The sequence below is a fragment of the Kitasatospora sp. NPDC054768 genome (genome assembly GCF_053612025.1).
Genome location: NZ_JBSHBN010000010.1, coordinates 11,132 through 36,030, shown reverse-complemented (window position 1 = coordinate 36,030; position 24,899 = coordinate 11,132). Strand labels below are relative to the sequence as shown.

29 protein-coding genes are annotated in these 24,899 nt (G+C 70.4%); 9 read left to right on the top strand and 20 right to left on the bottom strand.

The window, feature by feature from the left end:
- Window position 1 precedes the first annotated feature (1 nt).
- The 9 genes from ACWGKU_RS04980 to ACWGKU_RS04940 form a co-directional block, all read right to left on the bottom strand.
- Window positions 2-910, bottom strand: a complete 909-nt coding sequence (locus tag ACWGKU_RS04980; RefSeq protein WP_452177092.1) for a hypothetical protein — start codon at window positions 908-910, stop codon at window positions 2-4.
- Window positions 910-5,088 (bottom strand): phage tail tape measure protein, encoded by a 4,179-nt coding sequence (locus ACWGKU_RS04975; protein WP_452177093.1) that lies wholly within the window; start codon window positions 5,086-5,088, stop codon window positions 910-912. The genes ACWGKU_RS04980 and ACWGKU_RS04975 overlap by 1 nt, the downstream gene beginning before the upstream one ends.
- 10 nt (window positions 5,089-5,098) lie before the next feature.
- The gene (locus tag ACWGKU_RS04970; protein ID WP_452177094.1) at window positions 5,099-5,404 is read right to left on the bottom strand and encodes a hypothetical protein; all 306 of its coding nucleotides are present in this window, start codon (window positions 5,402-5,404) and stop codon (window positions 5,099-5,101) included.
- 26 nt (window positions 5,405-5,430) lie between these two features.
- On the bottom strand, window positions 5,431-6,039 hold the full coding sequence (locus tag ACWGKU_RS04965; RefSeq protein WP_452177095.1) for a hypothetical protein: 609 nt from the start codon (window positions 6,037-6,039) through the stop codon (window positions 5,431-5,433).
- 11 nt (window positions 6,040-6,050) lie between these two features.
- Entirely contained in the window at window positions 6,051-6,542 is a 492-nt protein-coding gene (locus tag ACWGKU_RS04960) for a phage tail tube protein (RefSeq protein ID WP_452177096.1), read from the bottom strand.
- Window positions 6,543-6,717: 175 nt separating this feature from the next.
- On the bottom strand, window positions 6,718-7,155 hold the full coding sequence (locus ACWGKU_RS04955; protein WP_452177097.1) for a hypothetical protein: 438 nt from the start codon (window positions 7,153-7,155) through the stop codon (window positions 6,718-6,720).
- On the bottom strand, window positions 7,156-7,428 hold the full coding sequence (locus ACWGKU_RS04950; protein WP_452177098.1) for a hypothetical protein: 273 nt from the start codon (window positions 7,426-7,428) through the stop codon (window positions 7,156-7,158).
- Window positions 7,425-7,829 (bottom strand): hypothetical protein, encoded by a 405-nt coding sequence (locus tag ACWGKU_RS04945; RefSeq protein WP_452177099.1) that lies wholly within the window; start codon window positions 7,827-7,829, stop codon window positions 7,425-7,427. The genes ACWGKU_RS04950 and ACWGKU_RS04945 overlap by 4 nt, the downstream gene beginning before the upstream one ends.
- Window positions 7,829-8,236 (bottom strand): hypothetical protein, encoded by a 408-nt coding sequence (locus tag ACWGKU_RS04940; protein WP_452177100.1) that lies wholly within the window; start codon window positions 8,234-8,236, stop codon window positions 7,829-7,831. The genes ACWGKU_RS04945 and ACWGKU_RS04940 overlap by 1 nt, the downstream gene beginning before the upstream one ends.
- 118 nt (window positions 8,237-8,354) lie before the next feature.
- On the opposite strand from ACWGKU_RS04940, the gene ACWGKU_RS04935 reads away from it, so the two are divergent.
- Both ACWGKU_RS04935 and ACWGKU_RS04930 read left to right on the top strand, forming a co-directional pair.
- Window positions 8,355-8,960 (top strand): GIY-YIG nuclease family protein, encoded by a 606-nt coding sequence (locus ACWGKU_RS04935; RefSeq protein ID WP_452177101.1) that lies wholly within the window; start codon window positions 8,355-8,357, stop codon window positions 8,958-8,960.
- Window positions 8,961-9,217: 257 nt separating this feature from the next.
- Window positions 9,218-9,562 carry a hypothetical protein gene (locus ACWGKU_RS04930; RefSeq protein ID WP_452177102.1) on the top strand — a complete coding sequence of 115 codons (345 nt, stop codon included), beginning with the start codon at window positions 9,218-9,220 and terminating at the stop codon, window positions 9,560-9,562.
- Window positions 9,563-9,751: 189 nt separating this feature from the next.
- Here the strand turns inward: ACWGKU_RS04930 and ACWGKU_RS04925 are convergent, their stop codons facing one another.
- Together ACWGKU_RS04925 and ACWGKU_RS04920 are read right to left on the bottom strand one after the other, a co-directional pair.
- Window positions 9,752-10,171 (bottom strand): DUF6093 family protein, encoded by a 420-nt coding sequence (locus ACWGKU_RS04925; protein ID WP_452177103.1) that lies wholly within the window; start codon window positions 10,169-10,171, stop codon window positions 9,752-9,754.
- Window positions 10,168-10,614 (bottom strand): DUF6093 family protein, encoded by a 447-nt coding sequence (locus tag ACWGKU_RS04920; RefSeq protein ID WP_452177104.1) that lies wholly within the window; start codon window positions 10,612-10,614, stop codon window positions 10,168-10,170. The genes ACWGKU_RS04925 and ACWGKU_RS04920 overlap by 4 nt, the downstream gene beginning before the upstream one ends.
- A gap of 199 nt (window positions 10,615-10,813) precedes the next feature.
- On the opposite strand from ACWGKU_RS04920, the gene ACWGKU_RS04915 reads away from it, so the two are divergent.
- From ACWGKU_RS04915 to ACWGKU_RS04895, 5 genes are all read left to right on the top strand, one after another.
- Window positions 10,814-11,503 carry a WXG100-like domain-containing protein gene (locus tag ACWGKU_RS04915; RefSeq protein ID WP_452177105.1) on the top strand — a complete coding sequence of 230 codons (690 nt, stop codon included), beginning with the start codon at window positions 10,814-10,816 and terminating at the stop codon, window positions 11,501-11,503.
- Window positions 11,484-12,278: a hypothetical protein gene (locus tag ACWGKU_RS04910; RefSeq protein ID WP_452177106.1), complete on the top strand. Its 795-nt coding sequence runs from the start codon at window positions 11,484-11,486 to the stop codon at window positions 12,276-12,278. The genes ACWGKU_RS04915 and ACWGKU_RS04910 overlap by 20 nt, the downstream gene beginning before the upstream one ends.
- The gene (locus ACWGKU_RS04905) at window positions 12,275-12,817 is read left to right on the top strand and encodes a hypothetical protein (RefSeq protein ID WP_452177107.1); all 543 of its coding nucleotides are present in this window, start codon (window positions 12,275-12,277) and stop codon (window positions 12,815-12,817) included. Before ACWGKU_RS04910 ends, ACWGKU_RS04905 begins: the two co-directional genes overlap by 4 nt.
- 38 nt (window positions 12,818-12,855) lie before the next feature.
- Window positions 12,856-13,401, top strand: a complete 546-nt coding sequence (locus ACWGKU_RS04900; protein ID WP_452177108.1) for an SUKH-4 family immunity protein — start codon at window positions 12,856-12,858, stop codon at window positions 13,399-13,401.
- A gap of 143 nt (window positions 13,402-13,544) precedes the next feature.
- A complete protein-coding gene (locus ACWGKU_RS04895) occupies window positions 13,545-13,676 on the top strand; it encodes a hypothetical protein (RefSeq protein ID WP_452177109.1) in 132 nt (43 codons plus the stop codon).
- Between the two features lie 23 nt (window positions 13,677-13,699).
- Here the strand turns inward: ACWGKU_RS04895 and ACWGKU_RS04890 are convergent, their stop codons facing one another.
- Together ACWGKU_RS04890 and ACWGKU_RS04885 are read right to left on the bottom strand one after the other, a co-directional pair.
- Window positions 13,700-14,146, bottom strand: coding sequence for a hypothetical protein (locus ACWGKU_RS04890; RefSeq protein ID WP_452177110.1), 447 nt, complete (start codon window positions 14,144-14,146; stop codon window positions 13,700-13,702).
- Window positions 14,147-14,475: 329 nt separating this feature from the next.
- A complete protein-coding gene (locus ACWGKU_RS04885) occupies window positions 14,476-15,735 on the bottom strand; it encodes a hypothetical protein (RefSeq protein WP_452177111.1) in 1,260 nt (419 codons plus the stop codon).
- Window positions 15,736-15,959: 224 nt separating this feature from the next.
- Here ACWGKU_RS04885 and ACWGKU_RS04880 point away from each other — a divergent pair, with 224 nt between their 5' ends.
- The gene (locus ACWGKU_RS04880) at window positions 15,960-16,646 is read left to right on the top strand and encodes a nucleotidyltransferase family protein (protein WP_452177112.1); all 687 of its coding nucleotides are present in this window, start codon (window positions 15,960-15,962) and stop codon (window positions 16,644-16,646) included.
- Window positions 16,647-16,695: 49 nt separating this feature from the next.
- Here ACWGKU_RS04880 and manB read toward each other — a convergent pair whose 3' ends face one another.
- The gene (gene manB, locus ACWGKU_RS04875; protein WP_452177113.1) at window positions 16,696-18,075 is read right to left on the bottom strand and encodes a phosphomannomutase/phosphoglucomutase; all 1,380 of its coding nucleotides are present in this window, start codon (window positions 18,073-18,075) and stop codon (window positions 16,696-16,698) included.
- Between the two features lie 146 nt (window positions 18,076-18,221).
- On the opposite strand from manB, the gene ACWGKU_RS04870 reads away from it, so the two are divergent.
- Window positions 18,222-18,746: an NUDIX domain-containing protein gene (locus tag ACWGKU_RS04870; protein ID WP_452191344.1), complete on the top strand. Its 525-nt coding sequence runs from the start codon at window positions 18,222-18,224 to the stop codon at window positions 18,744-18,746.
- Window positions 18,747-18,763: 17 nt separating this feature from the next.
- Here the strand turns inward: ACWGKU_RS04870 and ACWGKU_RS04865 are convergent, their stop codons facing one another.
- From ACWGKU_RS04865 to ACWGKU_RS04840, 6 genes are read right to left on the bottom strand one after another with little or no spacing between them, the layout of a single operon-like run.
- The gene (locus ACWGKU_RS04865) at window positions 18,764-19,933 is read right to left on the bottom strand and encodes a UDP-N-acetylglucosamine--N-acetylmuramyl-(pentapeptide) pyrophosphoryl-undecaprenol N-acetylglucosamine transferase (protein WP_452177114.1); all 1,170 of its coding nucleotides are present in this window, start codon (window positions 19,931-19,933) and stop codon (window positions 18,764-18,766) included.
- Between the two features lie 21 nt (window positions 19,934-19,954).
- Window positions 19,955-20,674 (bottom strand): NTP transferase domain-containing protein, encoded by a 720-nt coding sequence (locus ACWGKU_RS04860; RefSeq protein ID WP_452177115.1) that lies wholly within the window; start codon window positions 20,672-20,674, stop codon window positions 19,955-19,957.
- A 2-nt stretch (window positions 20,675-20,676) separates the two neighbouring features.
- Window positions 20,677-21,789: a DegT/DnrJ/EryC1/StrS family aminotransferase gene (locus tag ACWGKU_RS04855; RefSeq protein WP_452177116.1), complete on the bottom strand. Its 1,113-nt coding sequence runs from the start codon at window positions 21,787-21,789 to the stop codon at window positions 20,677-20,679.
- Window positions 21,786-22,517 carry a WbqC family protein gene (locus ACWGKU_RS04850; protein WP_452177117.1) on the bottom strand — a complete coding sequence of 244 codons (732 nt, stop codon included), beginning with the start codon at window positions 22,515-22,517 and terminating at the stop codon, window positions 21,786-21,788. Before ACWGKU_RS04850 ends, ACWGKU_RS04855 begins: the two co-directional genes overlap by 4 nt.
- A gap of 28 nt (window positions 22,518-22,545) precedes the next feature.
- A complete protein-coding gene (locus tag ACWGKU_RS04845; RefSeq protein WP_452177118.1) occupies window positions 22,546-23,706 on the bottom strand; it encodes a UDP-galactopyranose mutase in 1,161 nt (386 codons plus the stop codon).
- Window positions 23,703-24,899: an SPASM domain-containing protein gene (locus ACWGKU_RS04840; RefSeq protein WP_452177119.1), complete on the bottom strand. Its 1,197-nt coding sequence runs from the start codon at window positions 24,897-24,899 to the stop codon at window positions 23,703-23,705. Before ACWGKU_RS04840 ends, ACWGKU_RS04845 begins: the two co-directional genes overlap by 4 nt.

The window sequence follows — 24,899 nt, the reverse complement described above, 5'->3', positions numbered from 1 at the left end:
GTTAGAGCGAGGAGGAGGCGTCGCGCCAGGTGAGGGCGAGGCGGGAAGTGCCGGTGGCGTCCTGCGCCGTCCAGCGGACTTCGGAGCGGCCCGGGCCGATGGCGAAGGCGTCGAGGCGGCTCGCGCGGGACAGGGCCCCGGCGGCGGACCCAAGGCTGTTGCGGATCACGGTGCGGGTGCCGGGCCTGGTCTCGATGTCGAGCGTCTCGCCGTCGCCCAGAACGACGGCGAGCTCCAGGACCGCGTCCGTGCCCTCGATCCACACCCGGGGGTTGACCACGGGCCCGGTGACGCGGACCGACGGCCAGGTCGGCCGGTTGCCGGTGTTGAGGGCCCAGCCGGGCCGGGCCTTCGGGTCGGCGGCGCCGGTGGTCATCGGCGCGCGCAGCGGCGCACCGAAGCCCTCGCCGCGCTGGCCCGACACGTCGAGCCCCAAGTTCAACGCGGACGGCGCGTCGGCGTACCAGGCCGGGTCGAGCGCCACGAAGGTCACGTGGATGGGGATCCAGCCGAACGCGGCGTCGGCGAGGCTGACGGCCTCGACTCCGGCGAGGCGCCCGTACTGGCGGCGCACCGGCTGGCCTGGCCTGCGGATGCGCAGCACGTCGGTGGCACCGGGGGTGAGACGCACCCTGGTGTCAGCCGCCCGTTCCAGCTCGGCGAGCCGGTCGAGCGCCGCGCCGGGGTTCCCGGGGGTTCGGATGCCGGCGGTGATGCGCAGGGTGCGCGGCGCGTAGGTGTCCCGGCCCGGGTAGTTGCCGTCTTCGCCGGGGATGGGCCGGTCCCCTGTGCGCCGTTCCGGGGTGCCGATGCCGTCGATGTCCTCGATGAGCACGTCGGTGCCGTGGCCGATGAGAACGCCGGCGACGTCGATCTGCCAGTCGGCCAGCTGGGTCGTGTCGGCGGCCATCAGGCGCGACCTCCCCGCTGGAGGTGGCGCACCCTGCGCATCACGGCGTCGGCGACCTGCTCGCCGCTGACGTTGCTGCCGGTGACGCTGATTGTCATGGAGCCGACCAGCGGCGCCGGGGCGCTGTCGCGCACCACGACGGCCGCGCCGGGCGTGCGGGCGGGGACGAGCTTCGCCGCGGCGGGCCGGGACGTCGCCGTGGTGCGGGCGGTGGCGATGCCGCCGTCGGCGAAGTGCCGCTGCTCGCCGTACAGCACGGTGCCGCCGAAACGGCGTGCGGTCTCCTCCAAGATCATCTTGGAGCGGGCGCGCTTGGCCGGTGACAGGGGGATGTAGCTCTCCCCCAAGGTCTCCGGCTCACCGAAAACCCGCCAGGTACCGGCGGGGACGATCTCCGCGATGTGGTTCTCCGCGCCGCGCGGTGCCCTCAGCTTGCCGTCGTGGATGCCGCCGTTGGCGTAGAACTCGACGATGCCGCCGTCCGCCTTGACCGCGGCGAACGGCGAGTCCCAGGCGCCGCCGTTGAAGTTGGCCGCGCCCTTGGGCGAGAGGATCACCGGGATGTCGATCCTCGACGGGGCGTTGACGTTGACGCTGATGGTCTTCGAGCCGGGGATGCTCTTCACCGACGCGCCGATGGAGTTCAGCTGCGCCTCGACGGCCGCCATGTCTCCGGACAGAAGCGCGGAGGTGAGGGCCTGCGCGGCCGCGGCGCCCTTCTGCTGGGAGACCTGCGCGATCAGCGTCAGCATCGACGACCACTCGGCGTTGGCCGCACCGCCCGCGGTCTTGAACGCCCCGATCACGGCGGACAGGTCGGGGGCGTCGATCGGCTGCTTCGCGCCCCAGATCGTTTTGATCATGTCCATCGCGGCGTTGATGTCGCCTGCGAGCAGCGCCTGAGCGAACGCCTTCGCGCTGTCGAGGCCCTTGAGGCCGGCGATCTGGGTGACCAGGTCGAGGCCGGTAGACAGCTCGGTGCGGGAGGCCTCGGCGCCGGCCCGCGCGGCGTTCGTCATGTCGGTGACGGCCATCTGCTGCATCAGCCGTCCGAACGCGGCGACGTCGTCGGTCTCCGCCGCCGACGCCCACGCCCTGGCCGTGTCCTTGCCGTACTTCTCGGCGATCATCGGGACCTGCTCCAGGCCTGCCCGGTAGGCCTGGGTGGAGCGGGCGGTGCCCTCGGTGACGATCGACTCAAGCTCGTCGGCGACCTGCGTCTGGCCGGACTTGAGCTGGCCGACGAGCTCGGCGAGCATCCCGGCGCTGGACACGCCGAGCTTGCTGAAGTGGTCGGCCAGGTCGAGGCGTCCCTGGACGGCGAGCTCGGACAGGTTCTTCTGGAAGTCGCGCTGCGCCTGGAGCTGGCGGCGCATCTCCCCCATGTAGTCGTCCAGCCCTGCCTTGGCGACCTGGGTCAGCTCGGTGAGCTGCTGCGCGGTGCCGGTCTTCCCGGCCTTGAGGTTGGCGACGAGTTCGTGCGCCATGCCGGCGCTGGCGTCGCCGAGCTTGCTGAAGTGGTCGGCGAGCGGCCCGTAGCCGCGCGCGGTCAGCTCTTCCAGGTCACGCTGGAAGCCCTTCTGGGCGCCGGCCTGTTCGGAGAGGGCCGTGATGTAGCCGGACACGGACGTCTTGGCGAGGTCGAGCTGCATGGCCCCGGCACGGCTGGACGAGGCGACGCGGTCCTGAGCGGCCTTGAAGGCGTCCGCCGGTTCGACGATCGAGGCCATGACCTTGGCCATGTTCTTCATCTCGTCGGTCCATTTGGGCGTGCCGTTCTTGTCGGTCGGCAGCGCCATCGACGGCGACCAGACGTCCAAGTTGGCCTGCACCGACGCCTTGACCTTGGCGTTGACGACGTCCATGGCGGTGGCCTGCTCGGCGTCGGCCTTGATCGCGTCGGACCAGGACTGGCGCCGGTCGTTGAGGATCTTCTTCGCCTTGTCGAAGCTCGCGTCGTACCCGCCGAGGTCGGGGTTCCACGACTTCGCCTTGGCCAGGTCGAGCTTGTCGTTGAGCTGGGCGAGCTTGTCGCCGCCGTTCATGAGGCCGTCGATGACCTCGGTCATCTCCAGTCCGGCGGCCTTCAGCTTCTTCATGTCGTCGCTGTTGGCGAGGGACTGGGCGAGGGCGCGCATGCCTGCGCCGACGTCGTGCTGCTCCCGCTCGGCGCGCAGCGCCTGGGTGAGGTCGTCGGTGACGGCCTTGGCCTTCTGCTTGGAGCTGCTGTAGGCGGCGTAGCCGAGCACGCCGAGGGCGAGGACGCCGGTGAGGCCGGTGACGGCGAGGCTGGTGCCGCGCAGGATCGCGGGCAGCATGGAGCCGCCGGCCTGCGCTTCGGTGACGGCGGCGCGGAACGCGGTGAGCTGGGTGGCCAGTTGGGCGATACCGGCGCGGGTGACCAGGGCGACGGCACCGAGCGCCACAAGGACGCCGATCGTGGACTTCACACCGGGCGGCAAGCTGTTGAAGGCGTTGGCGACGATCGACGCGTCCTGCGCGAGTTCCTGGAGGACGGGCAGCAGGACGCGGGCGATGTCCATGCCCAGCGCGGCGGCCCGGTTCTTGAACAGGTCCCACTGGCCGGCGGTGGTGTTCATCTGGATCGCGTAGGCGCGCTGGGTGGCGTCCGCGCGGTTCACCGCGATGGCGATGCCCTCGTAGGTGTCGGCGTAGTTCTTGCCGTCGGCAGCGGCCAAGGCCAGAACGGCGCGGACAGCCCTGATGTCCTTGAACAGGTTGACCGTTGCCTCGGCCTGGCCTCCGGTCGCCGCGTTGACCTTGTTCATGACGGTGTACAGGCCGTCCTGCTCGATGGCGCTGGCCGCGGACTCGTAGCCGAGGCCCTTGAAGAGCCCGCCCAGCTCCTTGGTCGGCTTCATCAATCGGGTCATCAGCATGTTCAGGCTGGTGGCGGACTCGGCCGCCGGGATGCCCGCCAGGGTGATCGCCGCAAGGGCGGCGGACACGTCCTCGAAGGAGACGCCCGCGGCGGCGGCCATCGGGACGACGTCGCCGAGCTGCATGCTCAGCTCTTCGAACGAAATGACACCCTTATTGACTGTTTGGAACATAATGTCCATCACGTCGGCGGCCTTCGACGCGGGCATGCCGTAGGCCTTGAGGACCCCCAGCAGGCCCGTCGCGGCGGTCTCCGTACTGGTCAGACCAGCGGAGGCACCCATCGCGGAGACCCGCAGGATCCCCATGGCCTCCGCGCCATCGAAGCCCGTGCTGACGATCTGGTAGAGACCCTGCGCCAACTGGCTTGCCGTCTGCGGAAGTTCGGTCGACATCCGCACGATCTCGTCGGTGAACGCGCGGACGTTCCGAGCGTCGATCTGCTCGCTGATCGTGAGGACGTTCGCCATCTCCCGCTCCAGGCGGATCGCACCGAGCGCACCGGCGGCCAGCACCGCGCCGAGAGCGAACCCGCCGGCGACCCACCCGGAGATCCGGGACGCCGTGGCGGCCTGCGCGGCCGCGGCGGCCTCGGTCTGCGCGCGGCTGACCTCGGCGGCGGCAGCAGCAGCCCGCCGGGTGGCCTGCTCCTCGGCAGAGGCGAGCGAGGTGCGGGCCTGCGCCGCAGCGGCACCGGCCTGAGCCGCGATGGCACTGGTGCGCTCGGCCAGCCCGGCGGCGCGGGCGGCGCTCTCCTGCGCGGCGGCGGCCCGAGCAGCCTGCACCGCCTGCGCTTCGGCGGCGCGGGCCGCCGAAGCGGAGGCAGCTTCGGAGGTGCGCTGCGCCGCGACGGCGCCCGCGCCGGTGGTGGCCTGGGCGCGGGCGGCCATCGTCTGCGCGACTTCCTGGGCGCGGGTCGCCCTGGTCGTCGCCTCGATCGCCGCAGCGTGCTCGGCCTCGGCTCGGGCCGCGGCCTGGGACGCCACAACCTGAGCGCGGCCAGCACGCTCGGCGGAGGCGGTCGCCGCCTGCTGCGCGGCGGCCGAGCGTTCCGTGGCCTCCCGGACGGCAGTCTGGGAGACCGCGGCCTGCTGCGCAGCAGCAACCTGGGCGCGACCGAGCCGGGCCGCGGCCGCCTCAACCCGCTCCAACTCGGCTCTCGTCGTCGCAAGTTGGCCATCGAACTGCCTGAGCTGCTGCGCGCCGCCGCGCAGCCCAGCGGTCAACTGCGGGAACGAAGCCTGCAGCTGGACGTACAGGGTGTAGGCGCCGGACACCCGGCTGCTCCTAACTGGACTGCTTGATCAGCCCGATGCGCACCCCGCGCCCCTCGGCCCCTTCCGGGACCTGCTCCGACTCCATCTCGATCAACTCGCAGCCCGGGCAGCGGCTGGTCTGCGCCACGTAGGCGTGCCGGTCACCGCCCTGCTGCTCGTCCCACTCGGCGCTCCGCGTGCCGCACCCACCGCACACGTCGCGCTGCCACGCGGCCCACGCCAGCGCCTTCGCCCGGTCCAGCGCGCTCCACCTACCGCCCGAACTCGCGCCCATCAGCTGCGAGTGCGGGATCCGGTAGGCCTCGCACAGCTCCATCTCCGCGCGAAGCTGCGCGTCGGCCTCTAGCCTTTTCCCAGGTCAACCCGCAGCTGCTGGTTGACGGCGAGCGCCCCGGTGAACAGCACCTTCGCGTCGGAGTCGGACCACTCGTCCAGCAGCACCTGGGCGTCCTCCACCGTCATCCCGTCGACCTCGGCGCCGGTCTCGTCCCGCTCGACGTAGGACGCGGCGACCAACGCAGCCGGGAACGTCTCGACGTTGTACTGCATGCCGTGATCGGCCTGCTCCTCCGTCGGCGCGTGCGCCTTGAGCAGCGCCTCCCACGCCGGCCTCGGCAGCGCCCGGAACGTCAGTGAGACGGTGACGTCGGCCAGGGCCTGCTCGGCGGTCGCCAGGACCGAGCGGGCGATGACGACCTGCGGGTGCGCCTCCACGAAGGCGTCCACCGCGTCGTCGTCGACGCCCTGACCGGTCGCGGCGGTGCGGGCCGCCGCTCGGGCCTGCGCCACCTTCATCTGCGCGTCCGTCACGGCGAGCTGCGCCGCGGCGTCGTCGCAGACGGACACCGTGCGCTCCGGCAGGGCACGGGACCGGAGCCGGGCCATCTTGGCCCGCCAGTGCGCGTCTCGGGCGACCGCCTGAACCGGCGGTTCCACCAGGGTGGTCGTCATCGCCCGCCCCCTCAGCCCGCGGCGGCGGCCGGGACCGGCGCGTCCAGGGTCGGCAGGTCCGAAATCGAGAACGAGACCTTGAACTTCGCGGCCTCGGCACCGGCACTGTACGACGGAGCGCGGGAGCCGACTCGAACCGGGAAGATGTCGAGGCTCTTGGATGCCGGGACGTCGCCCTTGCGGAGGATGCAGACGTAGCCGACGGTGTCCTTCGAGAGCAGGGTCTCGATGGCGTCACCGCTCAGGTCCTCGTAGAAGGTCAGCGAGCTGTTCGCGGCCTTGTCCTCGCCCGGAATGGACGTCGCGAACTTCGCGCCCAGGTCCGGGGTCTCGATCGGGCTGTTCTCCAAACTCCAGCCTTCGATGTCGGACACCTGCCGGGACAGGTCGGTGCCGGCGGTCAGCTCCTGGCGGGTCGGGATGTTCGTCGACGCCTGGATCGTCTTGACGAAGACGATCCGGGTGACGCCGCGGCGCATGTACCGCTGCTGCGTGGATGCCACGCTGGACTCGCATTTCCGGGGACCCGATCACCCGGGCGGTGCGCCGCCGGAGACCCGTCCCCTCGTCGCACCACCCGACTTCGGGGCGGCGGCGGGGAGTCGGCCCGTACCGGTGGTCGGGCGTCCGTGCGGGGGTCTCCACGGTGAGATGCCGCCGAAGCCGGCGGCGGCGGGTTCAGCTGTCAGGTGTCGTCACGTGCAGCACGAACCGCGCGATGTAACTGTATACGCCGTTGGCGACGGACTGCCCGTCTTCCTTGTCGATCTCCCTGCCGATGACGGCATGCCCAGGCGGGGTGATGGGCGTCGCGAAGCCACCCTTCGGGCTCGCGCCGAGGACCGCCGTCCGGACCTTGTCAGCCATCCACTCCGCCTGCTCACCGGTGGTCGCGACCGAGGTCACCTGGTAGAGGAGCCGACCGTCACCGGCCTGGTCGCCGAACGGCGGCCCGGAGGCGGTCCCGCCCAGCGGGTACAGCACCGTGTACGGGATCGCGTTGCCCGTCGGCTTGTCGGCCGTCGTCGGCGGCGCGCCGTACCCGCAGCTGCGGCCGGTCGCCGCGGCGATCGCGTCCCGTAGCGCCGTCGACACGACCCTTCCCTGAACGGGCATCTACTCGTCCTCCTCTTCGTCTTCTCCCGCGTCGTCGCCCAGCCGGCACGCCGTGATCTGCCCGGCGAGGTCGAGGTCGGCGTAGCGCAGCATCCCGGCCCGGTCCCACATCGGCATATCCACCGGCGACGTCTCCAGGTACAGGCCCAGCTCCCCCGTGGCCTCCTCCACGACCTCCAGCACGAACACCGCCCGGGACAGCAGCCCGGCGCCGTGCGCCCTCAGCACCCCGGCCACGGCCTGGTGGATGTCGTCGGTCAGCTGCTGGTTCACCCGGACACCACCGCCTGCGCGACCCGCGCCATACCGGCGACGAACAGCGGCGCGACCTTCTGCACAGCCTGGCCGACGTGCGGGAACGGCGGCTGGTGGTACACCCGGCCAAGGCTGTCCGCCCCGGAGAAGCCGTACTCCAGGCGCGGGCCCTGCGGGCGGGCGGTTCCGACGACGGCTTCCACGCCGCTCGGGGTGGCGTGGACCTCCGTCGTCCAGGAGCGCCGGTAATCGCCGGTCTGAACTCCGGGGCCGGGGCGCCCGGACGCGCCGGCACGGATCGCGGTCTCCAAGATCATCGCGTGATGCCGCACCACCGCCGTTGCCGCCGGCACCACGGCGGCGGCCCGCGCCTCCAACTGCCCGGCCAGGACCCCGGCGTTGCTGCTCACCTGCGCCATCAGCCGTCCACCACGCCAAGCTCACCGGGCTGCCGGACGCCGAGCGCCCACTCCGTGAGCTGGGCGAGCAGCGCCCGCACGAACTCGTGCGGGCCGCCGTCGAGGAGGTCGTGCCGCGCGAGGACGGAGCGTTCGGTCTCAGCAGGGTCCAGGGCGCGCAGGAACGCGGCGGCCGCGGGGCCCGGGTCCGGTGCTTCGCCGACGACGACGCGCGCGGTGCCCTCCCACTCGGGGGCGGAGGTCGGACGCAGCAGCAGCTGGAGCTCCGGCAGCTGCCCGGCGGTGTGCCGCAGCTCATACGAGCGGACCTGGTCGGCGACGTCGTGCCCGTCGATCTCCAGGCGGGCGGTCGGGCCGGTCGCCTGGATGCGGGCATGCCGCTGCTCAGGGGGGCTGGTGGGGGTCATGGATCCGAGCCTAGGCGGGGCAACGGACACACTCCCGGAAGGGCGGAGGTGAACGTCGGCTCGCTCTGTTGCGACGGTCTGCCGGACGCGGGGTACCTGGACTGGAGAGAATCAGGTCATGGCTCAACCACAACCGCTCACACCGGAGCTAGAGAGACAGTGCGGGGAATACGTACAGCTTCTGCGCGCCGGGATGCTTTCCCCGTACTCGCTCCCGGCTGTAGCGTCCGCCGTGGAGGAGGCCGTCCTCGCACGTGCATGGGCCCGGACCCGGGACCCGTTCGAAAGTGTGGGGAGCCGACTCTACATCCTCTCCGTGGCAGGGACACATCGGCGGGTCAAGGTCGGAAGGTCAGACAACGCTCGCGAACGCATCGCCACTCATCTTAACGAGTACCACTGCAATGGGCACGGGCTCATCGATGCATGGATCTCGAACTCACTACTCAACGCAGATCTCTTGGAGACAGCCATTCACAAGCTCCTGAGGATCTGCCACCAACCGAGCTACCGACGGGAGGAGTATCCGGACGGCGACTTCGAGAGCATTTGCGCACTGGCAGCTGATTTGGACGCGAAGCACAGTCTCACTGAGGAACAGGTTCGATTCCACGAGTGGGATCGGCAGGAACGCATGAGGAAGGGGGGCGAGGAGATCCTTCGCGAGATCGAGTACCAAACCGACCGCGCCTTCGGCGTTGGTGAAACCAACGGAAGCCCCTGATCCGTCGGGCGCCTTCGTAGCGACGACGGTCACGAGGTCGCCGCGCGCGGACAGCGGGGCGGCTGGCCGCCGCCCCCCTTATCCGACTCCCTCTCCAACCGCAGCGCCATCCCCGGGACCTCCCAACTCGCGGTTCGGCCATAGCCTTCAAGCGCCGTTCGCACCCCTTCGCGCCGGTGACGATTCGCGTACGCAGCCTTACTGTTGGTGGCGATCACGGGGCGCACTCGGCGACCCGGTGTCCAGGAGGTCCCATCATGCGACGCCTCGTCACGACGCTCGGTACTCTCATCGCCGCAGGGACGCTGGCCGTGGCCGTCCCCACGTCCGCCCAGGCCGCCACGGGCACTCTGACGTTCCACAACGTGATCTTTCCTGACGGGTCGGGCGTCGGCCCGGGCGTGCCGTACGTCGACCCGGCCCCGGGCTGCTACGACGTACCGAGGGAGGCGCAGGGGCCGCTGTCGGGCGTGAACAACGCGACGGACAGCACGGTCCGCTTCTACTGGGGAGAGGACTGCACCATCGCGCTTTTCAGCGTGTCGGCTGGCCGTTCGGTCAGGTTCAACTCGCACCCGCGCTCCTTCATGGTCGAGAGCTAACCGGAGGCCCGAACGCAGCCACGCCGGTCCATGTGGCCGAAGGGCGGGCCATTCGGGCACGGGAGCCCGATCAGGTGGACAGCGGCTATGTCGCTGTCCACCCCGTCCGATCTGCGGCGGCGAGAGGAGCCGACCCAGCCGGGTGGTGGGCAGGTCGTCGCAGGCGCCCGTCACCACCCGGCGTCGCAGCTACAGCACAACTTCGTCGAGGCGGGTGATGCGGGCGACTTCCACCGTGCTGGCCTCGCCCGGGTCGAGGGCCTGCCAGGTGCGGCCGACGGTGCCGGCGGTCGGTGCCTTCGTGGCGACGACGGTCACCAGGTCGCCTCGCTGTGGGAGCGGTGCGGACAGTGGGGTGACGAGTCCGTACCAGGAGGCGTTGTCCTCCAGCCATCGGCCGCCGACGAGGTGTTCGACCGCGGCGAGGCCGTGCGCGGACAGCACCGCGCCGGCGCCTTCCCAGATCGTGGTCGTCGGGGTGGGCCCCACCAGCCCGGTGTCGACGTCCAGGACAGGGGTGCCGGTCGGCCTACTGATCCCCACGATGTCGACCATCACGGCGGTCTCCATCGTGTGACGGACGGCATCGAGGTCCACAGGGGTGCTCACGCCGCGCCTCCGGCCTTCTCGATGCGCATCCACGTCCGGCGGACCACCGACAGGCCACCGGACTCCCCCGGGTCCAGCACCTTGAACGTGCGGCCGACGGCGCCCGGGTCGGTGCTCTCCACGATCGTGACGGTGTCGCCCTCGGCGGCGACCGGCGCGGACAGCGGGGAGAACAGCAGGTAGCGGCCGTCGCCGTCGTCCTTGTACGGCTGGCCTTCCAGGCGCAGCACGATCCCCGGGCCGCCGCTCGCCCGGTGCAGGCCGGGCCCTTCGAACTTCACGACGTCGGGGCCGGGCACGTACTGGCCGGTGGTCGGGTCGAAGATCTGCGGGCCGGACCCGCTGATCCGGATCTTCTCGGTCAGGAGCAGCCGCTCGACGATGGCGGTGACGCCGCCGGATTCGGGCAGGGCGGTGCCGGGGTCTGTGGTGGGGGTGGTCATGATCCGAGCCTAGAAAGCACGGCGGACACTGTCGGGTTGGCAGCGGGCCCTCCGACCTGCGGGGGCGCCTCTGTTGCTCGCACGCACCGTTCGCTTGCCGACGGCTGGCTGGTAGCCTTCCGTCCGCGTAGCGGCCACACAGAGTGTTGAAGCGTGGCCTGTCGGCCAGTTAGGGCCCAGTGGCGCAGGGGGCGATCAGATGGGCGTAGTTCTTCCCGACGAGTTGGCATGGCTTCTTGATCTCATCGGCGTGCATTGGCCGAACGTGGATGAGGACGAGTTCAACGAGATGGCGACCGCTCTGCGCAGCTTCGCCGACGAGGTCGACAACGGCCGCGCCGGTACGGTCGTCGCGGTTCAGCGGATGGTCGCGGAGAACCTCGGGGCGGCCACAACGGCGTTCGAGGCGCACTGGAACAAGCTCAACGGCACGCATCTGCACAACCTTGCCGAGGGCGGACGAATGCTGGCCACCGCTCTTGACGGTGTCGCCCTCGTGATCGCGGGCGCCAAGGGCGCCGCCGTCGTGCAGCTGGGCATCCTCGCCGGCGAGGTGGTGGCAGCTCAGGCAGCGGCGCCGTTCACGTTCGGCCTGTCGGAGTTCGGCGCGCTGGGCGCCACGCAGATCACGCGGATCGCGGTGAAGAAGCTCCTCAAGGAGGCTGAGCAGCAGATCGTGGCTCAGCTCATGGAGATCGCGAAGGCTCCGATCATGAACGCCCTCGCCGGAATGGCGGCGGATCTCGCGGTCCAGGCCGTGAGTATTTCTGCCGGCGTCCAGAGCGGCGTCAACTGGAAATCTGTGGCTGGTTCAGGCGTCGAAGGCGCCAAGGAGACTGATCTCGGAGCGGCTGTGACAGGGGGCGGGAATGGCGGACATCCGGCATAACTACGAGGAGACCGCAGAGCTCGCGAAGCGCATGGGTGAACATGCGAATCACCTGGAATCCACGGCCGGCGGGCACACGAGTCACGTTGCAAACAGGTTGAAGAAGACTCGCGGAAAGGACCCGCTGGCCAATGCTGCGGTTAACGCCGCAGAGCAGATCATGAATGTCATTCGGAAAGCCGAGAGAGATCTCCACCGGCATCTTCGGCTTGTCCAGCAGGGTCTGGAGCACACGTCGAGGAACCATCACCAGAACGACAAGGCCCTGGCGACCATGCTCGCCAAGATCAACAGCCGGTCGGAGGACCAGGTCAAGGCGCTGAAAGCAGCGCCCGACCGGGTGCAGGGTCCCGATCCGACGAAACCTCCGGTCACGGTCGCAATCCAGTGGAAGCCGGGGATGCCAAGGTCGGCGTTCGCCTGGAAGGCCCAGAGCCTGGCCGGGGCGAGCCGCCGCGGGGAAACGTACAAGGCGACCAACAAGGTGCTGCGTGATCGCGAAATCACTGACACCTACAAGGGCGCCCTCATCCACCTCATCCTGAAGAACAACAAGGACAATCCGGATCTGGCCGAGAAGGCCAAACATGCTGTCCGCACATCAATGCAGCCGGACCACGTCATAGACCTTCAGGCCGGTGGACTCGACCACTGGCAGAACCTTAGAATGCTAGAAACAAAAACGAACTACGAAACCGGGACCGTGCAACTATGGCGAACCATTAGACCCGTCCCGGACGGAACACCAATCAAAGTCAAAGTGAAATGGAAATGACAGACCTCGACATTCCCGACACGATTTCCCTCCTGCGTGAAACCCTGGCCGCACACGAGAAGGAACTCGAACTCTGGGACCCGGAAATTCCCGCCGGAGCCGACGCCGCCGAAATCCCGCCGAACATCCCTACGGGCGTCGCCGACCTGCTCTCAGCCTCCGACGGCCTCTACCTGACCCACTCCACAAGGCTCTTCACAGCCAGCGAGCTGATGAGCAGGCAGTTCCCCGAAGGGCTGGAAGAAGCCGAACTCCCCGACGGGTCACCCCTCGAAGACACCTCCAGGTTCTTCTTCTTCGGCCTGGCATGCGAAAACCCACTGCTCGTAGACCGTGACGGGAGCGTGTGGCGGGCCCCTGACGAGGGCTACGTCTGGTTCACCGGCTGCCGGATCGAACCGATCGCAGGCAGCGTCGAAGAGTTCTTCCGGACCTGGGTGGCATCCCCCCGGTTCCAAGACCTCGCCGGCGTCGCCCCCGACAATCTGGACAGCAGCCACTGGTACCAGCTGCTGCGGCTCAGCGGCCTCGCCGCGTAACCTCACTGCCTGAACCATCCAATCGCCCGAGGAGCACCGTGGCCACGCACGCAGAACTCACGAAGCTGTTCAGCCCCCAGGGGGTGATCACGCTTCCCCGTGAGGAAGCCGTCCGGAACAAGCTGCCGCAGGCCGACATCGACGCCCTCGCGGACGTCGGCCTGCCCGCCCACCTCGACGCGTTCTTCAGCATCAACGTCACCGGCGAACCCTCCGCGTTCACGCTGGTCCCGATCGACACCGGCGACGCGGTCGTCAACGTGCTGTGCCTCGGCGGCCCGCCCGCCGCAACCGACGGACGCTTCTGCCTTGATCTAGAGGACGGGTACATCATCCTGCTCCAACTCGGAGAGCAGCCCGCCGCCGAGATCGTCAACACCTCGCTCGCGCAGTTCACCGAGTTCCTGTACCGCATCGGCCTGCGCTACGAGCACATCCACGGCAGGACCGACGACGAAGCTGACGACTACACCCGTAAGCTCCGCGACTACCTCGCCGCCCGTGACCCTCAGGCCTTCGCCGCGGAGGACACCTGGTGGAGCATGGTCTTCGACCACCTCCTCGGCAAGGACCTCCAGGCCTGAACCCTCAAGCGGCCGGGGCGGAGTACACGGCTAGCATCGGCGCCATGAGCAGCAGCGCCCCCCGCACAGCGCCCGGCACGTGGCCGACGTGCGGCCACGAACACCCGACCGGCCCCCACAGCGGCCCCGGTGCCGGCCGTTGCGTGCGTCTTCGCGGTCACCGTGAACGCGCCGACGGCACCGGCCCGCTCGTCCACCACGACGGCGTCCGCGAGTGGGAGCAGCAGCCCGACCAGCCGTGGTGGGCCGAACTCGGGCTCGGCGACGACGGCTGACTCCCGCCGCCGGGCGGGTGCGGTCAGGCGAACATGCAGGGCCTGGGGTACCCCATCCGCTCGCAAGCGGCCGCTTCCTCGTCGAGGTGAGCCACGGCGCCCGCGTGCCCGTGAGCGTCCAGCAGCATGACCACAGTGCAGACCGCGATCACGTGGATCTGATCCACAAGCCCCAGGCCGGCCACCGCTTCGGCGAAGCCCGCTTCCTTCGCGGCGACCCGGCGCACAGCGGCCGTCGTCGCGAACTCGGACTCCGGCGGCGCCAGGGCCGCCACCTCGTCGAGGTCTCGCACGTTCATGGGCGGCTTCCCCAGATCGCCGAGGAGGTCGTCGTAGGAGAGGGCCAGCAGGGCGAGTACGAGCTCCAGCCGCTCCGTACCCAGGCCTTCGAGGCACGCCGCGACCTGGGCCCGGTTCCTCGTCAGGTAGGCCCGGGTCAGGTCGATCCCACGCCATTTCGCGTCCACCATCCACGGGTGTCCTGTCTCTGTCACGCCTCCACCCCTACCAGACTCGCGGAGGTGGTGGAGGCGTTTCAGGGCTGGTTCACCTGTTCGGGACGGCATCGGCACCCCGCACCTTCAAGCCAGCGCGCCGCCCGGCGGGGAGGCCTCACGCACCCGCCGGGCGGCGCTGCGCGAGGCCCGTTTCGGACAGTTACCTATGGGGACAGTAAGTGGGCCTGCGTGACGAGATCCGAGGGGCGCGCACTGGCGCCAGCGCGGCAGGGTTCTCCGGCTCTCGCAGCGGCCCGGAGCTACGCGTCGAGCGGAATGGTGGCGATGGTGTCCCAACATACTCACAACACTCCTTGGCGCAGGCTGGGTTCGGCTGCAGGCTGGACGATACGGGTGCGTGCGTGATCGCGGCCGGACGCCTTGAGGGCGCACCCAGCGCAGCGGCGCCTGCCTGTCGTGAAATAGTGGATGACGGCCTTGTCGATGTGACCGCAGGCAAGGTGGCGGACGCGCACCGGAACGCGACTGACTTGGTACGGATCCAGGATTTCGTAGCCGGAATCGCGGAGGCGCTCTGCGACCACAGCCTGGTCGAGACGGGGCGGGCCGGAGCGAGAGGGACCCGGGCCGGGGGCCGCGGGTGGCGGCACCCTGAGGGCCCGACATCCAGGGCATTTGGTTCCGCTCTGCTTGATACCGCGGACCCTGCGGTCCCGGTTGTTCAGGTGGACGCTCCGGACGGTGTCAAGGGAGCGGATCGAGATGTAGCCGCAGGCGACGTGACGGACCCGCCACTTGCGGGTGACACCGCCTGGGTAGGGATCGTCAGACGGTTCGTACCCGAAGAGGAGAAGGAGTTCCTCAGCGGCTTTCGCACTGAGGGCCAGTTTTTGGTTGTTGGTCCAGGGCTGGGTCGATCTGCTCTGGACCGCTTGCTGCCTGGCGGGGCGGGCGCAGCGGGGGCACTGTGCGCCGGCGGTGAGCTGATTGAGTGTCTTGGTGATGATGTGGCCACAGGCGGTGTGGCGCACGCGCCATGGCTCGGAGGCGGAGCCGGGGCGGGGCTGCTCCCGGGTGTATCCGAGGTTGTGCAGCAGTTTGGCGATCCTGCGGCTTCTCGTGGAGGACGGGGCGGCGGTGATGATCCCGGCGCAGGTGTCGCAGTGGCCGTCGAACCCGATCAGGGAGACGTCCGATGCGGTGCCACAGGCACGGTGCCGGAGGGGCCACGCCTTGGAGACGGAACCGGAATAGGCCACTTCGGGATCCCAGCCGAAGGTGGCCACGTACGCGACGGCTTCTTCCGGTGAGAGGCCTTCGGCACGTGTGGGCCGGGCGGGTCCGTCGGGCAGGCAGATCCGGCAGCTGAGCCCGATACGGGTGAGGGTGTACAGGTGGGAGCGGGCGTGGTGACCGCAGGCTATGCGGCGGACGTCGACGGGGATGTGATGGTTCTGGTACGGCTCCAGGAGTTCGTAACCGGCCTCGTGAAGGCGCTTGCGGACCTCGTCCTGGCTGAGCGATTGCCGGCCCTCGGGCCTGTCGCCGATCGGCGTGCGGTCCTCGATCAGATCAAGCTGCTGAGTCGAGTTGGCTGTCACGGAATGTCCTTACACAGATGGCCGAGTGGCAGGTCGGGGGCTCTGATGGTGTCGGGCAGATGGGGCAGTGAGCGGTCGGCTCGGGTCCAGGACCTTCTTGCGGGTGAATCATGGGTATGCCCAGCGGGCATCAGCACCGGCCGGTCCGACGCTATGTCAACTTCGGTATTGGACTGCGTGGTTCGTGATGCAATCCACGGGGCGGTTGTGGCAGGGTCAGCTGGGTGCTCTTTCTTGACTACGCGGACGCCCGCGATCACCGCGACTTCGACTACCTGACCGCCGGGTCCCTGCGCGACCTGGCTGCCTCGGGCACGCCCGAGGACCAGGCCGCGGCGTTCGCGGCCACCGTCCTCCGCAACCCCTCCGTGCCGGCTGTGCTGGAACGCCTTGCCGGTCTTGCCCTGCCGCCGTGGTACCTGACGGCCGGGAGTCTGTTCCAAACGGTGTGGAACGCGGCTGCCGGCCGGACGGACCTGTCGGCGGGGATCCGGGACCATGACCTGTTCTTCTTCGACGAGGACACCTCGTGGCAGGCGGAAGACGTCTGGATCAAGAAGTGCCTGGGAGCGGCCGCGGATCTCGGTGTTGAGCTGGAGCCGCGGAACCAGGCGCGTGTGCACATCTGGTACGACTCGAAGTGGGGCAAGAAGATCGCCCCGTACCGGGACCTGCCCGACGCGATCAGCTCCTTCGCGGCGACCAGCTGCTGCGTGGGTCTGTCCCTGGACAGCGGCGGGAAGCTGGCCGTGCACTCCACCCACGGGTTCGTCGATCTGTTCAGCCTGGTGCTGCGGCCGAACCCGCTGACCGTCGCCCCGCAGGCGGTGTACGAGGCGAAGGCCGAGCGGTGGATGCAGGAGTGGCCGCAGCTGACGAAGCTGCCGTGGGTGGAGCCGACCGGCCGGTAGGCTCCCGCGCGGATCAGACCGCGGTGAGGATTGAGGTGCCGCGGCACGGTCAACGCCAGGAATCTCCGCCAGGAAGGAGTCGCAGAATGCTCCGACGGATGTCGTCGACGTCGGTGCGGGACGCTGCTTCGATCGTCAGCCTCACCACCGGTTCGACGTTGGAGGCCCGCACGTTGAACCAGCGGCCGGGCCCGTACGTCACCGTGAGGCCGTCGAGGAAATCGGTGGTGTCGGGGAACTCCTGGGCGATGTGGCGAACGGTGGCGCGCGGGTCGGCGGCGGGGATGTTGATCTCCCCGGAAGTGACGTAGCGGGTGAGCGGGGCGAACAACTCGGACGCCGGTTTGGTCTGGGTGCCGAGGGCGGCCAGGGTGTGCAGGGCGGCGAGCGGGCCGGAGTCCGCGTGCCAGAACCGACCGAAGTAGTAGTGACCTGACGCCTCGCCGCCGAGGATCGCGTTGGTGGCCTGCATCTGCTGCTTGACGAAGGCGTGCCCGACCCGGGAACGGACCGGGAGGCCGCCGTACTCGCGGATGGTCTCGGTGGTGGCGTGGGAGGTCAGCAGGTCGTGGACGACTGTCCCGCCGGGCTGGGCGGCGAGGTGGCGGCTGGCCAGGAGAGCCAGCAGCGCGCAGGGCGGCACGGTGCGGCCGAGTTCGTCGATGACGAAGCATCGGTCCCCGTCGCCGTCGAACGCGAACCCGAGGTCGGCGCCGTGCTCGACCACAGCCTGCTGGAGGTCGCGCAGGTTCGCCGCCTCCATGGGGTTGGCGTCGTGGTTGGGGAACGTCCCGTCGAGGTCGAAGTACAGCTCGACCGTCTCGACGGGCAGGCCGGCGAGCAGCGGCGGCCAGGTGAGCCCGGCCATGCCGTTGCCCGCGTCGGCCACGATCCGCAGCGGGCGAAGGCCCTCCAGGTCGACCTGTTCGCGCAGGCAGGCGGTGTAGTCGTCTTGGAGGTGGATGCCTGTCGTCGTGCCGGGGCGGGCACCGGCGGCGCGGGCGGGCAGGCCGGCGTGGAGGAGGGAGTGGATCTCCTCCAGGCCGCTGCCACGGGCGACAGGGCCGACGTTGGCCCGGGTCAGCTTGATGCCGTTGTCCGACGCCGGGTTGTGGCTGGCAGTGATCATCGCGGCGGGAAGGTGCAGCGTCCCCGCGGCGAAGTAGATGACGTCCGTGGCCGTCAGGCCCGCCCACAGCACGTCGGCGCCGCGCGAGCGGACCCCGTCCGCGAACGCCTGCGCCAGCTCGGGCGAGGTCGGGCGCATGTCGTGCCCGACGACAACCTCGGTCGCCTGGAGGTAGTGGGCGAACGCCTCTCCGGTGGCGCGTGCCAGCTCGGGAGTGACCTCGGACCCGGCGCGGCCCCGGATGTCGTACGTCTTGATCGCAGGGTGGCAGGCCGCGCCCGGTTGCTCGACGGTCGTCACGATGGCGTTCCTCCTGATGCGGTACGGGCGTGGGAGTATCCGGTCGTGCCCCGGTTGCGGCGGGGCACGACCGGCTTCGTGGTGCGCGGGGGCAGGCCACGAAGGAGCACCGGAGCGGTTCCGGTGCTGGCAGAGGGGAGTTCGGCATGAGCGTTGAGGTGCCGCCGGGGCACGCCGAGGTCGCGCCCGGGTACGTCCGGGCGACGTGGCCGATGGCAGCAGGCGCGCTGATCACGGACGAGGACGGGCGGGTGCTGCTCGTCAACCCGACGTACCACACGGGCGAGTGGAAGGACCGGTGGCTGTTCCCCGGCGGGGGGATGGACCGCGGTGACGACGGCCCGGACGCAACGTGTGCCCGGGAGGTCGCCGAGGAGCTGGGTCTTGAGTGGCCGGTTGGTGACCTGCTGGTCGTCGACTGGATTCCGCAGGACGGCCGGTTCTTCGAGGAGGCGATTTTCGTGTTCGACTGCGGTGTGATGGATGCCGCCGCGCGCGAGCGGGTCCGCCTTCCCGAGGATGACGAACTCGCCGGGTTCCAGTTCTTCCCGCTGGCGGAGGCCGTGGCGAAGCTGGCCGCCCCTGACGGCCGGCGTCTTGAGCAGGCCGTCGCCGCGAGCGAGCGCCGGTCGGGTCCGGTGTTCTTGAAGTACGGGCGGCCCCGCACGTAGGCGGCCGGCGGCGGCGTTCACCTGCGGCGCCCCGCCCAGGTGTGGTTGATGACGAGTTCCGCGAGCTGGCGGGCAGCGTACGGGGCGCCGAGCGTGCGGGCGGCCTGGCTCATGTCCGCCAGCTGACCGGGGTCCTTGAGGAGCGGCAGCAGCGTCTCGCGCAGCCGCGCCGCGGTCGCCTGGTCGCCGACCAGCGCGAGGGCGGCGCCGGCGTCCTGGAGGGCTTCGGCTCCGCGCTGCTGCTCGTGTCCGGCGGTGGGCACGAGTGGGATGAGCACGGAGGGCAGGGCGAGGGCGGTGAGTTCGGCCAGGGTTCCCGCGCCCGAACGGGAGACGACCAAGCTGGCCGCCGAGTACACGTCGGCGAGGTTCCCGGAGACGTAGGGCACCAGGTGGTACCGCTCGGCGAGTGCGGCGGGCAGGCCCGCGGTGGCGGCCTGGATGGTGCCGAGGTTGTCCGGGCCGCACTGGTGGAGGATCTGGCAGTGCTCCAGCAGGTCGGGCAGGACCTGGGTGACGAGCCGGTTGATCTGCGCGGAGCCCTGGGCGCCGCCGGTGACGTAGACCAGCGGCAGGACCGGGTCGAGCCGGTAGTGGGTGCGGGCGGCGGACCGGTGGCCGCCGAGCAGTGCGGGTCGGATCGGGTTGCCGGTGACGACGGCCCGCCTGCGCACGCGCGCAGGCAGGGAGTTGAGGGAGGTGGCGTGGCTGACGGCGATCGTGGTCGCGAAGTGGGCGAGGACCCGGTTGGCAAGGCCCAGGGTCATGATCTGTTCGTGCATCACCAGCTTGCGGCCGGTCAGCCGGGCGGCCAGGCCCACGGGCACGGCGACGTAGCCGCCGGTGGACAGCACGACGTCGGGGCGGCGCCGGGCGAGCGAGGCGATGGCCTGGGCGATGCCGAACGGCACCTTGAGCATGTCGACGACCGTGCGGGCGAGCGCGCCGGGGTGCAGTGAGCGGCGGACCTTCCCGGCGGCGAGCGGCCGGAAGGGGATGTTCTGCTCCTTGGCGATGCGGGATTCGAGTCCGGAGCTGGTCCCGAACCACACCGCGTCGAGGGCGATGCCGCGCTCGTTGAGGGCGTTGGTGACGGCCTGCACGGTCGTCAGCGCGGGGTAGGTGTGGCCGCCCGTGCCGCCTCCGGCGACGACGAGGCGGACGGTGTTGCGGCGGGATCGGGACACGGCGGGGCTCCAGGGGGTGGGTCAGGCGGCGGGTGCGGTGGGCGGGTCGAGCAGCAGGTAGGCGCGCTGGACGCTGGCCGGGTCCTTGATGGCCTCCCACCAGGGCAGGACCACGGCGTCTCCGGGGGTGCCGGAGGCAAGGGCGTCGTTGACGGCGTCTTCGTAGTCCTGGTGGTGGGCGGTCTGCTCGATGATCCGCTCGATGTGCTGGCGGCCGGAGATGTGGTGGACCCAGATGTTCACCAGGTGGCCGGGCGGGCAGCCGCCTTCGGGGCGTTCGATGATCCGGGCCAGGTTGGTGGTGCCGGGGTGGAAGGCGAGCATCCCGCCGGTGAAGGTGCGCTCCAGGACCGCGGACGCTATCGCAATGCCGCCGCCGGGAAGGGCTGCGGCGACCTGCTCGTACGCGGTGTCGGGGACGATGTCGGTGATCCCGGAGAGGAAGAGCTGCTCGCAGTCGGCGGGCAGGCGGTGCAGGCCGGTCAGGGCGGCGGCGTGGGCGTCGGGGCCTTCCTGGAGGACCACGGTCAGCGGGATGTCTCCGACCGCCGACTGGGCCTGCTGGTAGACGGCATCGGTGTTGCCGGGGTTGGTGACGATGACGAAGTGGTCGACACCGGCCGTGCGCGCCTGGCGGATGTGGCGGCGGACCAGGGACTCGCCGTGGAGTTCGAACGTCGGCTTGTCGCGGCCCAGGCGGGTGCCGTGCCCGGCGGCGAGGAGGATCGCGGTGGTGGTCATGGCTACTCCTTGGGTACGTCGAGGGCTTCGAGGAGGCGGTCCGCGACGTACCGGACGTCGTCTTCGTCGAGCGCGGGGTGGTAGGGCAGGGCGAGGGTGCGGTCCAGCAGCGGCTGGACTTCCTGGACTTGGCGCAGCGGCCGGTACGGGGTGAGTGCGGGGTAGGCGGTCCACGGTGCAGGGGCGGTGATCGAGGTGGCGATGCCGTGCTCGGCGAGCCGGTGGCGGACGTCGGCGGCGGCGAGTGGGCCGAGGTCGACCAGGTAGCGGCCCCAGGTGGGCTGCGGCTGGCGGCCGACCGGCAGCAGGTGGGGGCGGCGGGCCAGCAGGGCGTGGGTGTAGGCATGCTGGACGCGCCGGAGGCCGTCCGCAGTTTCGGCGCGGCGACCCCATTGCAGGCCCGCGAGTAGGGCGTCGGCTTCGGTCAGCGACCGCTGCCGCAGGAGCACGTCTCCGTCCTGCCAGCGACTTTCTACGCCGGAGTGGGTGCGGCGTGCCCGGACGAGCTGGGCGGTCTCCTCGCTGCGCATGATGACGACGGCGCCTGCCGTGGCGGACATGGGTTTCGTCGGCGCGAAGGACACCAGCGCGGCGTCGCCCCACGTTCCGGGGCCGGCCGGGTCGACGGGCAGCAGGTAGGCGCCGTCCTCAATGACGGTGGCGCCCTGGCCGCGCAAGGCGTCGATCGTGGCTCGGGCGTGCGTGGCGACGACCCCGGTGTGGTGAATCCAGATGACGACGGCGCGGCGTCCCGTCAGGCCGGTGACGGCGGGGGCGGGAGCGAGGCTGGCCGGGTCGACCGGCACGGGGACGGGGTGTCCGCCGAGACGGGCGACGAGTGCGGGGATCGCCTGGAAGGCGTGGGCGGGGATCAGGACCCGCCGGTCCCTGACGCCCACCGCTTCGAGGAGGAGTTCGAGGGCGTCCATGCCGCTGCCGACCGCGACGCACGGGCGGTCGAAGAACCGGCCGACCTGCTGCTCCAGGTCGCGGGTGTGGCGGCCGTCCCGCAGCCGGCCGCTGTCCAGGAGCCTTCCGAAGGCGTGCACGGCGGCGGGCTGGTCGAGTGCCGGCGGCTTCCACAGCGGGATCTCTCGGCGCGGTGCGGTGTTCACGCGGCGGCTCCAGCGGGGGTGGTGGCGCGGGCAGCGCGCAGGACGTCGAGGGCGCCCGGGCCGGTGTTGGCGAGCAGGTCCAGCGCGCTGAGGTTGGACACGAACCCGTGTCGGCGGTGCAGTTGCGGGTAGGCCGGAGGCCGGTAGCCCTGCCACTGGATGTCGATGGCGGCCTCGGCGAAGATCTGCTCGTCGAGGTAGCAGCGGGAGCCGTCGCCCGCGAGGTAGGTGTCGGCCCCCACCCTGCGGCACAGTTCGACCAGCCGGGCGCTCTTCACCGCGGTAACGGTTCCCAGCTCGCTGGCCGCCACGGTGGGCGTCCCGAGGCCGAGCAGCTCCGTCATCACCTCGCTGCAGGCGATCGCGAGTTCGCCCAGGGTGCGCCACGGCCGGTGGTAGAGCACGTTCAGGAGCGGTTCGCAGTACGGCAGGTACGGGGCACGCGCGTACTCCTGGCGCACCGTCCTCTCGTGGACGGCCTGCCACGGCCGGGCCGCATCCAGCGGCATGTCGCGGATCTCGCCGGTGAACGACGCGGCCCGGTTCACGGGGGCGGTCAGCAGCGTGGTGCCGGTGTGGGTCTTGATGCGGTTGCGGTTGTGCCAACCACCACGCGAGTAGGCCGCGTTGTCCAGCCAGATCACGAGGTCCGCCTGGTCGACCTTGTCCAGCAGCCCGGGGTAGGGCAGGTAGTGCGGTTGGTGGATCGTCACGGTGGTGCGGCCCATGGTCGTCGGGTCTCCTTCTCGGACTCGGTCAGGTATGGCACAGACGCCGGGACAAGGCGGTGGCGCAGGTCAGGGCCGCTGCGATGCTGGTGCCCATGTCGTCGTAGAAGGTGGCGCCACGGCCCGCGAAGACCAGCCCGCCGCCGGCCAGGTGCTTGGCACGCTGCCGGTAGGCGTCGGCCAGCTCCTTGTTGGCCGGGCTGCGCAGGACGAAGTCGACCTGGTACTCGCCCGGCCCGTGCCGCTCGTACCCGACAAGTGACGTGGAGCTGGTGACGGTCGCCCCGCCGCCCGGCAGCAGCGCCGGCGCGTGGGTGCGGTAGTACGGCACGGCCAGGTCGGGGTAGGTGATAGTGGCCGCCTTCGGCGCCTTGCGCGCCTCGGTCCGACGCCACTCCACCGCCAGGCTGCGCCGTTCCAGGGCTCCCAGGTCGAAGCCGAACCACTGGTCGATCGGCGACGTGACCAAGCAGGCCCGGGTGTACTCGGGCGGGTCGTCGGCACTGGCCTGGCGTCCCAGCTCGATCCGGATGCCCGGCCGGTCGGCGAGCCGGTGCAGCATCGCCCCCCAGCCGCCGGCGGGCAACCCCTGGTAGCGGGCGTCGGGGTGGTACTGGTTGTCGCGGGTGTATGTGAGCCCGAACCGGCTGGTGAAGACCTCCGGCGCCAGCTTCGACGGGTCGACGCCCCACTGCTTGGAGACGTGCCCGTGGACGAACGCCTCGTACAGGCGGGGCCCGACCGAGGCGAGCGCCACCTCCTCGACCGTGAGCGGCACCTTCCCGCGGTACGGCGCGGCGTCCTTCTCCACCAGGCTCCGGGCCTGATCGGGGTCGAGCCCGGCACCGTACACGGCCTCCACGGCCTCCAGCCCCAGGGGAAGCGGAATCAACTCGCCCTGGTAGCAGGCGAAGACGCGGTGCCGGTACGGGATGACGCGGGTCTGGGCGGTGAGGTAGGCCCAGACACGGCGGCTGCTGGTGGCCAGGACGTGGGTGCCGCGCGGGTGCACGTTGACGCCCAGGTGCTCGTTCCACTGGGAGGCGCACAGGCCACCGAGCCGCCCGGAGGCTTCGACGACCAGGACCTGCACGCCAGGCACCAGCGCGGTCAGCCGCTCGGCGACGACCAGCCCAACCAGGCCGGCGCCGACGATCGCCACGTCCGGGCGGCGGCGGGGGCTGCTCACAGGAACCACCCGTGCTGCGTCTCGAACGTGGCCGGGTCCGGGTCAGGGAGGTCGCCGGCTCCCCAGGCGTCGATGGCCCGGGTCTGGTGGATGTGGCGGCATCCCATCCGGTAGCAGCCGGACAGTCCCATGTTGGAGATGAGCCTGCGGGCGACCTGCCGGTGCTTCTCTCCGCCCCAGATGTCCTCCAGGTCGGCTTCGCGCAGGTCCCCGATCAGGTACTCCTCGCGCCCCCACTGCGGTCCGCAGATGTAAACCTCGCCATTGGCGACGACCCAGCAGTTCAGGCCCCGGGCGACGGTCCAGCACCAGGTGTGCGCGCCGCCCGCGCCCTTGTCGGTGTCGCCCATGATCTGCCCGATCTGCCGCTGCCAGGACGCCAGGCCCAGGTCTGCGGAGAAGCGGGTCAGATGGGCGCGGAACTCTGCGCGCTGCTGGGCATCGAGGGTGAAGCCGCCCTTGTCCTCGTAGTCGTCGACCAGCCGCAGGTGGATGTTGTCGAAGCCGACGCCGGCCGCCCAGTCGTAGATCGGCTCCAGCCACCGGTAGTTGATGTTGTTGATCAGCACCTTCGCGTTGACCTTCGGCCCGTCCAGTCCGGCCGCCTCCCTGGCGGCCAGGATCGCGCGGACCGACTCCTCCATCCGGCTGTGCGACTTCTTGCCCCCGGCGACCGCCTGGTAGCTCGCGTCGTCGTGGGCGAACACGGCGGCCTCGATAAAGGTCATCCGGGCCAGGACCTCCGGGCGGGCCAGCACCTTCCCCAGCACGAGGTTGGAGGCCATACCGGCTCGGGTGGTGGCCAGGTCCAGGCCCGCGATGCAGTCGGCGACCTCTCCACCGCGCCACAACGTCGGCTCCCCGCCGCCGCAGTACTGGACGCCGCGCACACCCATCGCCGCGATCGAAGCGTGCAGGCGCTGCGCCATCTCCACCGGCATGTCGGTGAAGCCGTACTGCTCGTTGCGGTCCTGGGCGTAGCAGTGGGTGCACGCGACGTTGCAGCGCATCGTCAGGTACACCTCCAGCGAGTGCGGAGCCGGGGCGATGTCGACCTCGCGGACCAGTCGGCGGCCGGGGAACAGGCCGGTCGCAGCGTGTAGGACCTTGGTCGCCGAGGAGTAGGGGCTCGGCTTGGCCGTGGTGGTGATCTGCTCGAATCCGGCGGGGCCGGACGTGCTCGGGTCGGACAT

Bases quoted from the DNA above. Each gene is read 5' to 3' on its own strand.
- ACWGKU_RS04840 (WP_452177119.1), bottom strand. From the start codon at position 24,899: ATGTCCGACCCGAGCACGTCCGGCCCCGCCGGATTCGAGCAGATCACC.
- ACWGKU_RS04870 (WP_452191344.1), top strand. From the start codon at position 18,222: ATGAGCGTTGAGGTGCCGCCGGGGCACGCCGAGGTCGCGCCCGGGTAC.
- ACWGKU_RS04930 (WP_452177102.1), top strand. From the start codon at position 9,218: ATGCGACGCCTCGTCACGACGCTCGGTACTCTCATCGCCGCAGGGACG.
- ACWGKU_RS04965 (WP_452177095.1), bottom strand. From the start codon at position 6,039: ATGACGACCACCCTGGTGGAACCGCCGGTTCAGGCGGTCGCCCGAGAC.
- ACWGKU_RS04955 (WP_452177097.1), bottom strand. From the start codon at position 7,155: ATGCCCGTTCAGGGAAGGGTCGTGTCGACGGCGCTACGGGACGCGATC.
- ACWGKU_RS04850 (WP_452177117.1), bottom strand. From the start codon at position 22,517: ATGGGCCGCACCACCGTGACGATCCACCAACCGCACTACCTGCCCTAC.
- ACWGKU_RS04945 (WP_452177099.1), bottom strand. From the start codon at position 7,829: ATGGCGCAGGTGAGCAGCAACGCCGGGGTCCTGGCCGGGCAGTTGGAG.
- ACWGKU_RS04910 (WP_452177106.1), top strand. From the start codon at position 11,484: ATGGCGGACATCCGGCATAACTACGAGGAGACCGCAGAGCTCGCGAAG.
- ACWGKU_RS04980 (WP_452177092.1), bottom strand. From the start codon at position 910: ATGGCCGCCGACACGACCCAGCTGGCCGACTGGCAGATCGACGTCGCC.
- ACWGKU_RS04940 (WP_452177100.1), bottom strand. From the start codon at position 8,236: ATGACCCCCACCAGCCCCCCTGAGCAGCGGCATGCCCGCATCCAGGCG.
- ACWGKU_RS04970 (WP_452177094.1), bottom strand. From the start codon at position 5,404: ATGGAGCTGTGCGAGGCCTACCGGATCCCGCACTCGCAGCTGATGGGC.
- ACWGKU_RS04860 (WP_452177115.1), bottom strand. From the start codon at position 20,674: ATGACCACCACCGCGATCCTCCTCGCCGCCGGGCACGGCACCCGCCTG.
- ACWGKU_RS04915 (WP_452177105.1), top strand. From the start codon at position 10,814: ATGGGCGTAGTTCTTCCCGACGAGTTGGCATGGCTTCTTGATCTCATC.
- ACWGKU_RS04890 (WP_452177110.1), bottom strand. From the start codon at position 14,146: ATGGTGGACGCGAAATGGCGTGGGATCGACCTGACCCGGGCCTACCTG.
- ACWGKU_RS04920 (WP_452177104.1), bottom strand. From the start codon at position 10,614: ATGACCACCCCCACCACAGACCCCGGCACCGCCCTGCCCGAATCCGGC.
- ACWGKU_RS04935 (WP_452177101.1), top strand. From the start codon at position 8,355: ATGGCTCAACCACAACCGCTCACACCGGAGCTAGAGAGACAGTGCGGG.
- ACWGKU_RS04905 (WP_452177107.1), top strand. From the start codon at position 12,275: ATGACAGACCTCGACATTCCCGACACGATTTCCCTCCTGCGTGAAACC.